Source organism: Telluria sp. ZB4P34, from assembly GCF_059686055.1.
This window is the reverse complement of record NZ_JCASIF010000001.1, coordinates 167,263-178,039: the sequence shown is the minus strand read 5'-3', so window position 1 is coordinate 178,039 and position 10,777 is coordinate 167,263. Positions and strand designations below refer to the sequence as shown.

The window sequence follows — 10,777 nt, the reverse complement described above, 5'->3', positions numbered from 1 at the left end:
CGCCTGGCGCACGCATGCAGCCACTCGACCCGCACACGGTATTGCTCTATCCCGAAGAGGAGAGGGTGACGCGCCTGCCCGCGGCCTGCGGGACGCAGGAGGTGTTGCCGGCGATCCTGCCAGCCGGCGCCTGGCGGCGCTGGTTCGCCCGCAGCTTCGACGTCTGGTGGCAGACCGTGCTGGTGGCCTCCCTGCTCGGCCATGTGCTCAGCCAGGCATCAACCGGTTTCGTGCGCTGGCTCGAGACGCCGTTCGGATGGAAGCTGTTCGGGCTGGCCTGCATCCCCGGCGGCCTGCTGCTGGATGCGGCGCTGGCGGCGCTGGCCGGCAACACGCCGGGCAAGGCGCTGCTGGGCCTGCGCGTCCTGACGCCCGACGGCCGCACGCCCCGGTTCGCGGAACTGGCCGGCCGCAACCTCGCGCTGTGGCGCGCAGGCCTGGGCTTCGGTCTGCCGCTCGTCAGCCTGGCGACGATGGCGCGCCAGGGCCTACGGCTGCGCAAGGGCTTGCAGGCCAGCTACGACAACAGGGATTTCCTGGTGCGGGCCGCGCCGGCCGGGCGCCTGGCGAAGGCGGTGTTCGCGTTCGCCTTCGCCGGCCTGTTCGCCGCGATCACGATCCTCGACACGATCGACCGCCAGGACAGCCGCGAAGCGAGCGCCATGCTGGCGGCGCCGCCCTACGGCTGGACCAATCCGGTGACCGGACGCACGGCCAGCATCGCGCCGCAATGGAAGGCCGAGGCGCGTCGCGGGCCGGGCGGCCGGGCGGAATACCTGTTCACCCAGTACAGCGGCCATGCGGCGGTGCTGATTGCCTATGACGACGTGCGCGCCAGCGCATTGCGCCAGGATGCGCAGGTGCTGGCAGGCCGGCTGGCCGACCGCTTCGAGCTGGGGGAAAGCTATTTTGCGCAGTTCCGCGGACGGCGATCCTGGGTGGGCAGCGGCCTGCACAAGAAGGGCCCGGAACGGGTGCAGCTGCGCATCGTCGAGGTGGACGGCAAGGCCTGGCGGGTGGTGGCGATGCAGTCGCCACCGGCCGCGTACACCGACGACCTGGTGCGGGAGCTGGCCGGGGCGCTGTGGGACACGGTGGCGCCGCCTCCGCCGGCCGCGTCCCAGCCGGAGCGCTGAGCGCCGGTGTCGCACGATGCCAAAGCAAAAGGGGCCTTGCGGCCCCTTCGTCTGCTTGCGGCAGTGCTTACTTCTTGCGGCGCTTCGGCACCACCTTCACCTTGCCGCGTTTCTTGACCGCCTTCAGTTTGCCGGTGCGGGCGCTCGCCTTGATGCGCGCCCGGCTCGAGGTGGCCTTGATGCGGGCGTGCTTCGACGATGCCTTGAAGCGCGGCGCGCGGTGCGAGGCCTTGGCGATGCGCACCGGCTCGTCGCCGGAAATGAAGCGGCGGATGTTGAGGGCGTCCAGGATGCGCGCCGACGAGGCGCTGGCGTTGAGCAGCACCAGGGTAGCGTTCTTGCCGCCGGCCGTGATGTTCATGATCAGGCAACGGCCCGCTTCCCGGATGTAGCCGGTCTTCGACAGGCCGATGTCCCAGCCCTGGGCGCCGACCAGGCGGTTGGTATTGCGGTATTCGACCTCGCGGCCGTTGATGTTGATCAGGTCCTTCGACTCGGTCGACATGCGCGCGATCTCGGGATACTTGCTCGAGGCGGTCGCCATCTTGACCAGGTCGCCCGCGGTCGAGCGGTTGCGCGGCGACAGGCCGGTCGGTTCTTCGATCACGGTCTGGGTCATGCCGAGTGCGGCGATCTTCTGGCGCACCGCGGCCCTGAAGCCGGGCATGCCGCCCGGATAGGTGCGTCCCAGTGCGTGGGCTGCGCGGTTGTCCGAGGACATCAGCGCCAGCTGCAGCACGTCGCGGCGCGAAATCAGGGCCCCGACCGGCACCCGCGAGCTGCTGTACTTGACGGTATCGACGTCGCTGCGGTCGATCTCGATCAGCTCGTCCAGGTCTTGCCGGGCATCGAGCACGACCATCGCCGTCATCAGCTTGGTGAGCGAGGCGATCGGCGCCACGCGGTCCGCGTTCTTTTCCAGCAAAATCTTGCCGGTGTCATCTTCTACCACGAGCACCGATTGCGAGCCGAACGGCACGGCGAAAGCCGCAGCCGAAAACGACATCAATACGGTGGCAAACAATTTTTTGAGCATTGTCGGGTTCAGGAATAGGGTGCGTTGAGCGGGAGGCGCAGCTGGCAACGAGCGCGCAGTCAACTATCTAGCTGTAGAGCAACTACAGGGCTTGAAAGATAGCATCATGCCTGAGACATGTCTATGGCGCACAGGAAAAAACAAGCTTGCGAACAAGTATTTCTGTTCAGAATAGCGATTCCCTTGGCATAGCGTCCATGAGAATTATCAGCTTGACTACATTCGCCCGACCCGAATGACAAAGCCCTGCGCGCAGGCAGGGCTCGATTGCTTGGGACGGATCGCTTATTTACTTCTGGTAGATCTTGTCGAACTCGCCGCCATCGTCGAAGTGGCGCTTCTGGGCGTTGCGCCAGCCGCCGAACAGCTCATCCACCGTAAACAGCTGGATCGGCTTGTAGTTGGCGGCATATTTCTTCATCACGGCATCCGAGCGCACGCGCAGGAAGTGCTTGGCGCCGATTTCCTGGCCGGCCGGCGAGTACAGGAAGTTCAGGTAGGCGGTGGCTTCCTTGCGCAGCTTGCGGCGGTCGACCACCTTGTCGACCACGGCCACCGGCGATTCGGCCAGGATCGACACCGAGGGGTAGACCACCTCGAAGTCGTTGCCGAACTCCTTGCGCACCATGCTGACTTCGTTCTCGAAGGTCACCAGCACGTCGCCGATCTGGCGCTGGGTGAAGGTGGTGGTAGCGGCGCGGCCGCCGGCGTCGAGGATCGGCACGTTCTTGAAGATACGGGCAACCAGCTCGCGCGCCTGGGCGTCGTTGCCGCCCTTCTTGATTGCCGAGCCCCAGGCCGCCAGGTAGATATAGCGGCCGTTGCCCGCCGTCTTCGGGTTCGGGATGATCACCTGCACGCCCGGACGCGCCAGGTCATCCCAGTTGCGGATGTTCTTCGGATTGCCCTTGCGCACCAGGTACACCATGGTCGAGTAATAGGGCGCCGCATTGTTCGGGAACTTCCTGGCCCAGTCCTTTACCACCAGGCCGCGGTCGGCCAGCATGTCGATGTCGTTGGCCTGGTTCATGGTCACGACCGAGGCTTCCAGGCCGTCCGCCACGGCGCGCGCCTGCTTGCTGGAACCGCCGTGCGACTGCTTGACCGTGACAGTCTGGCCGGTCTGTTGCTTGTAGGCTGCGATGAAGGCCGGGTTGATGTCCTTGTACAGCTCGCGCGCCACGTCATACGAGACGTTCAGCAGCTCGGCGCCGGCGGCATGGGCGGACAGCGGCAGCGCCAGGCCCAGGCTCAGGGCCAGCAGGACACGGCGCAGTGGGGAGGTCGGGGTCATGTTGTGCTCGCTTTTCGAATCAGGTGGTGACAGGATGCATCATCCGTACTTTCGTCAAATTAAGGAACAATCGATTCGTCATATGCTTAGTACTGCCGAGCAGGGTGCCCGGCCGCTTGGGCGCGCGCAGCAAGCCGGCATGCTTTCGGTGTATAGTCGTGCCCAGCAATTGCGCCGCCGGCGCGGGTCTTGATCGTTTTTTTATGCATAGTGATGTTTGATGTCCACGCGTTTTGACATTCGCAAGGCGGCCCCCGTTGATGCTTCCGCCGCCTGCGCGCTGCTGCGCAGCTCGATCGAAATCGGGTGCCGGGCCGACCACCAAGACCAGCCTGCCGTGCTGGAGGCTTGGCTCGGCAACAAGACGGCAGCCAACGTCGCCACCTGGTTCTCCAGTCCCAGCAACCATGCCCTGGTCGCCGAGCGCGAGGGAGAATTGCTCGGCTTGTGCCTGCTCACCCAGGCGGGCAAGCTGGCCCTGTGCTATGTCGCTCCGGAAGCACTGCGCTGCGGCGTCGGCCGCGCGCTGCTGGCCGCTGCCGAGGAACAGGCGCGCGCCTGGAGCATCAAGAAACTGCACCTGCACAGTCCGGTGGGAGCGAGCGCCTTCTTCGAAAGCCAGGGCTACGTGAACGCAGGCAAGGACAAGGCCTGCTTCGGCCTTGAATGCGACCTGCTGTGGAAGCCGCTCGATGCCGCCTGCGAAGCTGGCCCCGGCGCGGGTGCGCGCAAGCGTTTCTGCAACTGCAGCGGCTGAGCCCGGCGTCAACTGGTCGCCTGGGTCGCGCAGCGAATCTGAGGCCAGCACGCGAGTCGAGCGGAAGCAACAGGTTTGACGAACACTTCTTCTGTCTCGTGGAAGCTTGCGATATAGTAAGCGCCTCGATTGGATGAGTTCCTTATGGCTTCACGTAGAGATTTCCTGCAACAAAGCGCCCGGGTATGCGCCCTGGGCCTCGCCGGCGCCCCCTTGTGGACGCCGGCCACTGCAAACGCCCAGTCCGGCGAGCTGCAACCGCCACCCGATTTGTTCGACGCCCAGCTGCTCGACATCGACTTCTGGGTCAAGCCGCGCACCCTGTCGCTGGTGCGTCCCCAGAGCGGCGAACGCACCAGGGTGCTGTACTGGAAGGACGGCGAGCTCATCGATTCGGCCTACCAGGAACTGTGCCACATCCTGCGCGACGTGAACGGCCGCGCGACGGCGCCGATCGATCCCAAGCTGTTCGAAGTGCTGTGGGGCACCCAGGCATTCATTGCGCGCTACGGCATGACCCAGCCGCTCGAGATCCTGTCCGGCTACCGCACCGAAGCCTCGAACAAGCGGCTGGTGGAGGAGGGCGTGCCGGCCGCGCGCAAGTCGCTGCACATGGTCGGCAAGGCGGCCGACATCCGCATCGCCAGCCTGAACGAGGAAGTGCTTGGCGGCCTGATCCGCAGCTTCCGCCAGGGCGGGGTCGGCTATTACTATCGCTCCGGCCCGAAGGGCGGCTGGATCCATGCGGACACGGGACTGCACCGCAGCTGGAAGGGCTGATCCTTGATCGGCAGACGCGCCGACGCGTGCGAGCCGGCCAGCAAACTTCCGCTAATATGAGTTGTCAGGGTCAGGGCAGGCCGCCCTGGCCTATCCATGTCGCTTTTTCAAGGAGACAATGATGGCAACGATGAACACACCCACGATGGACCGCAGGACGACCGGCGAACGCCGTACGTCGATGCACGCGCATCAACGTTCCGCCATGTCGGCGCTCGACTACCTGGCGATGGCCCTGCTGATCATCGGTGGCCTGAACTGGGCGATGGTCGGCCTGTTCGACGTCGACATGGTCGCGACCATCTTCGGCCCTGGCAGCCCGGCAACCCGCATCGTCTACGTGGTGGTGGGCCTGGCCGCGCTCTATTCGATCTATACGACTGCCAAGATGGCAAGCAGCAAGCGCTCGCATTGAGCGGCGCACGGCCTGGACTGCGTGTCGGGCTCATTTCCGACACGCACGGCTTGCTGCGCCCGCAGGCGCTCGACTTCCTGCGGGGCAGCGACCATATCATCCACGCAGGCGACATCACCGGCCCGGACATCCTGGAAGCCCTGGCGGCGATCGCACCGCTGACGGTGGTGCGCGGAAACAACGATCGCGGCGCCTGGGCCACGAGCGTGCCCGAGACGGCCGTGCTCCGACTGGGGCCGGTCGCCATCTACGTCATCCACGACCTCAAGGAATTGCCGATCGACCCGGCGCGCGAAGGCATGCGCGTGGTGGTGTCCGGCCATACGCACCGGCCCGCGGCCAGGGAGCGCGACGGCGTGCTCTACGTGAATCCGGGCAGCGCCGGACGGCGCCGCTTCACGCTGCCGGTGTCGGTCGGCGAACTGCGGGTGGACGGCGAGCAGGTAAGCGTCGGACTGGTGACGCTGGACGTCAAATAGAAACGCGCGGGCAGCACTGCGCGCCGCCCGCGAGAAAGACTGCGCCAAACGGATTACTTCATCGTGTAGCTCTGCCACGCGGTGTCTACCGCAAAATTACGCGCCGTATCCCAGTAGGTGAAGTTGTAGCGCACCACGTCGCCGATCTTCAGGCCGCCGGCGATATACGTATTGGTGCTGCCGTCCAGGCGCATGCGCACGTTCTGCTGGGGACCGTTGTTGACGGTGTAGTGCACGTCGGCCCAGCTGCCCGTGCTGGTGTTGAACTGCAGCGTGGTCGCGGACGGCTGCGTCACCCAGGTCGGCCCGGTCGGGTTGGTCGGCGGCGGGTTGGTGGTGCCGCCCGAATCCCACACGATGTCGTCGATCGCGAACTGGAAGGTCGAGGCCGGCAAGCGCGCGGCGTCGCTCGAGATCATGAACACGTCCAGCAGCGACTGCGCCGCCACCTTCGTGCCCAGCAGGGTCGAGACGGGAATGCTGGCCTGGGCCCACTCGCCGTTGCGCACCAGGCCGTGGGTGGTGGTGTTGGCCGGGAAGTTCACCCAGTTCTGGTTGGTATAAGTGTCGCCCACCCCGATGTTGAAGGACACGTTGGCCGGGATCTTGATGCGGAAGCGCATGGTGCCGTTGCGGTAGTTCGACAGGTCGCGCGCCTGGCGGGCCTGCACGCCGCCGCCGAACCACTGGTTCGGGGCCGTGTAATTCCAGGCGATCACGTTGCTGCCTTCGTACGGGGTGGTGTTGCCCGCCCCGGTCGAGGCGCCGTTCCACAGGAAGATGTCGGAACTGGTGCCGGCCACCAGCTTGTTGTGGACGGCCGTGGTGTCGGTGAAGATGCCGAACTTGCCGGCCACCTCCGGTACGGTCTGGTTGCCAAGCTTGACCTGTCCCTTGCCGTCCATCTGGTAGACGCGCACGTAGTCGACATACATCGTGCCCGGCAGCGGCGCCGTGACCTGGCTCGGGTTGGCGGCGTCGGTGAAGTTCCCGCCGACGGCCAGGTTCAGCAGCAGGTAGAAGGGCGCCTGCAGGGCAGCCGAGTTGACCGGCAGCGGCGCGTCGTACATGTTGCGCTCGACGCCGTTGTCGACCACGGTGAAGCGCATCTGGCTCTCGTCCCAGTACAGGCGGTAGGTGACGAAGCGGTTCGCCAGCGAGACGCCGGGTACGTACCAGTTCTTGGTCTGCCATGCGGTCGAGGCGGCGCAGCTCTCGTTGCCCGGCACGCAAGCGGCCTGCTGGTAGGTGATGACGTTGGAGCCGGTGAAGTGGTTGGCCGACGGGTTGCCGGCCGCAGCCCGGCTCGAGGCCTTGTGGCCCATTTCCATGATGTCGATCTCGCCGTTGCGCGGCCAGGTCTGCGGGCTGACGCCCAGCATCCAGGCGGCCGGCCACAGGCCGGTAGCGACGTTCGGGGTGCTCATGCGTACTTCGACCATGCCGTACTGGACCTGCACCTTGCCCTTGGTGTCGATCTTCCCGGAGGTGAACACGTTGCTGCCGACGGTCTCGCGCCTGGCCTGGATCGCCAGCGCGCGCGTGCCCGATTCGAAGGGCACGTTCACGATCGACAGGTTGGCAGGGCGGTAGTACTGCAGCTCGGCATTGCCGTAGCCGCACAGGTTGATCTGGCAGCCATTGCCGTCCGAGGCGGTCCACACGCCCGTGTTCAGGGCGGTGCCGTTGAATTCCTCGGACCACAGCAGCTGGCCGATGACCGGGTTGGTGACGCTTGCCGATGCCTGCGCGCCGCAGGCAAGCAGCAGCGCAGCGCCAGCCTTCTGGAAACGTTTCCAATGAATCGCGCGATTCGAGTGACGATCTGGGTTCTGGTTATACACTTCGACTCCTCTTTTAACTCCGAAGAAAAGGGCGCGCCAGGACGGCGCGCCGCGGTCCGCCAACTCGTGCGTTGGTCTCGTATGATCCTGTCGAGGCTGATATGGAAACGTTTCCACCCAATAGCGAAAAATATATGCCCAAATTGTATTGACGTCAAATCCAACCGTGCGCAGGTCTTGATCTATCACAAGCTCGTGCCCAGGCCGGGCTTGGTGGATAATGTGTTTCTTTATAAAGGAGTCTGCATGAGCAGCCGCACCGACGCCTCCGTCATTGACGCCTGGTCGCGCAACACCGATCCGTGGACCGCGGCCGTGCGGGGAGGGGAGATCGAATCGCGCATCCTGGTGACGAATGGGGCGATCCTGGAAACGGTGCGCGCGCGTTCGCCAGCTACCTGTGTCGACCTGGGTTGCGGCGAGGGCTGGCTGGTGCGGGCCCTGCCTGAAGTGAGCATGGTCGGTGTCGACGCCAGTGCAGGCCTGGTCGAACAGGCGCGGGCAGCAGGCGGCGGCGAATTCCGCCAGCTGTCCTACGAAGAGATCGCGGACGGTGCGCTGGCGCTGGCCGCCGACGTGGCGGTGTGTAACTTCTCGCTGATCGGGGACGAGGCCGTGCGCGGCCTGTTCCGCGCGGCGCCCGGCTACCTGCGCCCCGGCGGGCAGCTCATCGTGCAGACCGTCCACCCGCTCATGGCCTGCGGCGACGCGCCCTACGTGGACGGCTGGCGCGACGGTAGCTGGGCCGGTTTCAGCAGCGCCTTCAGCGACCCGGCGCCATGGTATTTCCGCACCGTGTCGAGTTGGCTGGCCCTGTTCCACGAGCACGGCTTGCGGATCGTCGAGATGCGCGAGCCGCTGCATCCGCGCACCGGCAAGCCGGTATCGCTGATCCTGGCGGGCCAATTGCCCGACGCCGCCTAGGATGCCGGCACTTCCCGTAGAATAGGCGTCGTTCCGCTTATACCGCATCACATGACCCTCCCACCCGATACCCCCACGCCGCGTTTTCGCCCCCGTCCCTGGACGCATCTCGAGACCCCGCAGGACGTCGAACTCTGGATCGACGAACACAACCGCGCCCTGCAGGAACTGGTCAAGCCGACCGAGACCGGCGTCGGCATCTGCTTCGCGCTGGCAGAGGGCGGCAATGCGTTCATGCAGACCACGGGCGACGCGGTCGTGCTCGATGTCGAGCCGGAAGCCGCCTGGATCGCGCCCCTGATCGTGGCGGCCACCGGCGCCGCGCCGCCGCGCGGCCAGGTCTGGATTCTCCCGGACGACAGGCTGGTGCAGCTGATCCTCGGCCTGTCCACCCTGGTCGCCAGCACCACCCTCGTGGTCGGCCACCCCTTCGGATCGCGCGGGCGCAGGTTCTGAGCCTCCATCGCCCGGCGGCGCTTCCCGCCGGCACGGCTTTCGGTTATAAAGTCAGCTCAACCTGGATGGAGACGACGTGATGGGCAAGCATTCGCATTCCGTGGCACGCCGTGCCGTACTCGGCCTGGCGTTCGGCGCCGCGCTGTCGGCGCTGGCGCCCAGCCATGCCGCCGACCTGCTGACGGACGCGAAGGCGCGCGGCACGCTGCGCATTGCGATGGAAGGCACCTACCCGCCGTTCAACTTCAAGGACCGGAAGACCGGCCAGCTCACCGGCTACGACGTCGACGTGGCGCGCCTGGTGGCCGCCAGGCTGGGCGTGAAACCCGAGTTCGTCACTACCGAATGGGCCGCGATCCTCGCGGGCCTCGCGGCCGGCAAGTACGATGTGATCGTCAGCCAGGTCGGCATCACACCCAGGCGCGAGCAGGCCTTCGATTTTTCGCGGCCGTACACCTACTCCTTCCCGCAGCTCATCGTGCGCAAGAACGAGCGCCTTAATTACGCCAGCCTGGCCGACCTGAAGGGCAAGACGGTCGGCGTGGGACAAGGCAGCGTGTTCGAGCAGCAGGCCAAGGCCGTTGCCGGCATCGAGGTCAAGAGCTACCCGGCGGCGCCCGAGAACCTGCAGGACCTGGCCTTCGGGCGCATCGACGCCGCCCTCAACGACAGCCTGATGGTGGCCTACCTGCTGAAGCATTCGCCGTTGCCGATCAAGGCCGGCGCGCGCGTCGGCGCACCCGAGCGCATGGGCATCCCCTTCCGCAAGGGCAACCCCCAGTTCAAGGCGGCGGTCGACAAGATCCTGCTCGATGCGACCGCCGACGGCAGCCTGAAGGCCTTGTCGCTCAAGTGGTTCGGCGCCGACGCCAGCCGTCCAGCGCCATGACGGCCGGCGCATGGACCTGATCGCGCTGCTGCGCGAAGCGGCGCCCGTCATGTTGCAGGGCGCCGGCTACACCTTGCTGTTCGCGGTAGCGTCGATGATCGGCGGGCTTGCCATCGGCTTCCCGGTGGCCCTGATGCGCATCGCGCCCTGGGCTGTGGTCCGCCTGCCGGCCAGCCTGTACGTGAGCCTCATGCGCGGCACGCCGTTGCTGGTGCAGATTTTCGTCATCTACTATGGATTGCCGAGTGTCGGCGTCGAGTTCACGCCGGTGACGGCGGGCGTGCTGGCGCTGTCGCTGAATGCCGGCGCCTACCTGTCCGAAAGCCTGCGCGGCGCCATCCGCGCCGTCAGCGAAGGGCAGTGGCGCGCGAGTTTCAGCCTGGGACTGGGCTACTGGCAGACGCTGCACCATATCATCCTGCCGCAGGCGCTGCGCATCGCGGTGCCGTCGATGAGCAATACGCTCATCAGCCTGATCAAGGATACTTCGCTGGTGTCGGTGATCACGATGACCGAACTGATGCTGGCGACCAAGGAAGTGATCGCGGTGACCTTCCAGCCGCTGCCGCTGTACATCGCGGCGGCCGGCATCTACTGGCTCCTGAGCCTGTTCTTCGAAGCGATCCAGCGCCGCGCGGAGCGGCGCCTGAATCGCGCGCACGCCCCGCGCTGAGCGGCCTGGTGGCCGGGCGCGGCGCTGTGCGATACAGTATCAACCCTTGCGGTCGTTCTGCTGACGGAAGGCGTCGGAAGCCTGCTGGGCGCTT

At 66.0% G+C, this 10,777-nt stretch carries 12 protein-coding genes; 9 read left to right on the top strand and 3 right to left on the bottom strand.

What is annotated here, in order from left to right; translation table 11 throughout:
• Positions 1-14 precede the first annotated feature (14 nt).
• The gene (locus AC56KL_RS00810) at positions 15-1,136 is read left to right on the top strand and encodes an RDD family protein (protein WP_497178254.1); all 1,122 of its coding nucleotides are present in this window, start codon (positions 15-17) and stop codon (positions 1,134-1,136) included.
• A gap of 67 nt (positions 1,137-1,203) precedes the next feature.
• Here the strand turns inward: AC56KL_RS00810 and AC56KL_RS00805 are convergent, their stop codons facing one another.
• Positions 1,204-2,172 carry a serine hydrolase gene (locus AC56KL_RS00805; protein ID WP_497178253.1) on the bottom strand — a complete coding sequence of 323 codons (969 nt, stop codon included), beginning with the start codon at positions 2,170-2,172 and terminating at the stop codon, positions 1,204-1,206.
• A 289-nt stretch (positions 2,173-2,461) separates the two neighbouring features.
• Positions 2,462-3,466 carry a sulfate ABC transporter substrate-binding protein gene (locus tag AC56KL_RS00800; protein WP_497178252.1) on the bottom strand — a complete coding sequence of 335 codons (1,005 nt, stop codon included), beginning with the start codon at positions 3,464-3,466 and terminating at the stop codon, positions 2,462-2,464.
• Between the two features lie 220 nt (positions 3,467-3,686).
• On the opposite strand from AC56KL_RS00800, the gene AC56KL_RS00795 reads away from it, so the two are divergent.
• The 4 genes from AC56KL_RS00795 (at position 3,687) to AC56KL_RS00780 (ending at position 5,897) form a co-directional block, all read left to right on the top strand.
• Positions 3,687-4,223 carry a GNAT family N-acetyltransferase gene (locus tag AC56KL_RS00795; RefSeq protein ID WP_497178251.1) on the top strand — a complete coding sequence of 179 codons (537 nt, stop codon included), beginning with the start codon at positions 3,687-3,689 and terminating at the stop codon, positions 4,221-4,223.
• 144 nt (positions 4,224-4,367) lie between these two features.
• Positions 4,368-5,003, top strand: coding sequence for a YcbK family protein (locus AC56KL_RS00790; protein WP_497178250.1), 636 nt, complete (start codon positions 4,368-4,370; stop codon positions 5,001-5,003).
• A 121-nt stretch (positions 5,004-5,124) separates the two neighbouring features.
• Positions 5,125-5,418: a DUF378 domain-containing protein gene (locus AC56KL_RS00785; protein WP_497178249.1), complete on the top strand. Its 294-nt coding sequence runs from the start codon at positions 5,125-5,127 to the stop codon at positions 5,416-5,418.
• Between the two features lie 17 nt (positions 5,419-5,435).
• A complete protein-coding gene (locus AC56KL_RS00780; protein WP_497178938.1) occupies positions 5,436-5,897 on the top strand; it encodes a metallophosphoesterase family protein in 462 nt (153 codons plus the stop codon).
• A 53-nt stretch (positions 5,898-5,950) separates the two neighbouring features.
• Here the strand turns inward: AC56KL_RS00780 and AC56KL_RS00775 are convergent, their stop codons facing one another.
• Complete coding sequence (locus AC56KL_RS00775) at positions 5,951-7,741, bottom strand: glycoside hydrolase family 16 protein (RefSeq protein WP_497178248.1); 1,791 nt, start codon at positions 7,739-7,741, stop codon at positions 5,951-5,953.
• Positions 7,742-7,987: 246 nt separating this feature from the next.
• Between AC56KL_RS00775 and AC56KL_RS00770 the strand changes: the two genes are divergently transcribed.
• The 4 genes from AC56KL_RS00770 to AC56KL_RS00755 all read left to right on the top strand — a co-directional run bounded on the left by AC56KL_RS00770 (position 7,988) and on the right by AC56KL_RS00755 (position 10,683).
• The gene (locus AC56KL_RS00770; RefSeq protein ID WP_497178247.1) at positions 7,988-8,665 is read left to right on the top strand and encodes a class I SAM-dependent methyltransferase; all 678 of its coding nucleotides are present in this window, start codon (positions 7,988-7,990) and stop codon (positions 8,663-8,665) included.
• 51 nt (positions 8,666-8,716) lie between these two features.
• Positions 8,717-9,121, top strand: coding sequence for a hypothetical protein (locus AC56KL_RS00765; protein ID WP_497178246.1), 405 nt, complete (start codon positions 8,717-8,719; stop codon positions 9,119-9,121).
• Positions 9,122-9,200: 79 nt separating this feature from the next.
• Complete coding sequence (locus AC56KL_RS00760; protein ID WP_497178245.1) at positions 9,201-10,010, top strand: transporter substrate-binding domain-containing protein; 810 nt, start codon at positions 9,201-9,203, stop codon at positions 10,008-10,010.
• A 10-nt stretch (positions 10,011-10,020) separates the two neighbouring features.
• The gene (locus AC56KL_RS00755) at positions 10,021-10,683 is read left to right on the top strand and encodes an amino acid ABC transporter permease (RefSeq protein ID WP_497178244.1); all 663 of its coding nucleotides are present in this window, start codon (positions 10,021-10,023) and stop codon (positions 10,681-10,683) included.
• Positions 10,684-10,777 lie beyond the last annotated feature (94 nt).

Excerpts from the sequence above, each read along its gene's own strand:
- AC56KL_RS00800 (WP_497178252.1), bottom strand. The coding sequence starts at position 3,466 with ATGACCCCGACCTCCCCACTGCGCCGTGTCCTGCTGGCCCTGAGCCTG.
- AC56KL_RS00755 (WP_497178244.1), top strand. The coding sequence starts at position 10,021 with ATGGACCTGATCGCGCTGCTGCGCGAAGCGGCGCCCGTCATGTTGCAG.
- AC56KL_RS00760 (WP_497178245.1), top strand. The coding sequence starts at position 9,201 with ATGGGCAAGCATTCGCATTCCGTGGCACGCCGTGCCGTACTCGGCCTG.
- AC56KL_RS00805 (WP_497178253.1), bottom strand. The coding sequence starts at position 2,172 with ATGCTCAAAAAATTGTTTGCCACCGTATTGATGTCGTTTTCGGCTGCG.
- AC56KL_RS00765 (WP_497178246.1), top strand. The coding sequence starts at position 8,717 with ATGACCCTCCCACCCGATACCCCCACGCCGCGTTTTCGCCCCCGTCCC.
- AC56KL_RS00795 (WP_497178251.1), top strand. The coding sequence starts at position 3,687 with ATGTCCACGCGTTTTGACATTCGCAAGGCGGCCCCCGTTGATGCTTCC.
- AC56KL_RS00770 (WP_497178247.1), top strand. The coding sequence starts at position 7,988 with ATGAGCAGCCGCACCGACGCCTCCGTCATTGACGCCTGGTCGCGCAAC.
- AC56KL_RS00785 (WP_497178249.1), top strand. The coding sequence starts at position 5,125 with ATGGCAACGATGAACACACCCACGATGGACCGCAGGACGACCGGCGAA.
- AC56KL_RS00790 (WP_497178250.1), top strand. The coding sequence starts at position 4,368 with ATGGCTTCACGTAGAGATTTCCTGCAACAAAGCGCCCGGGTATGCGCC.
- AC56KL_RS00810 (WP_497178254.1), top strand. The coding sequence starts at position 15 with ATGCAGCCACTCGACCCGCACACGGTATTGCTCTATCCCGAAGAGGAG.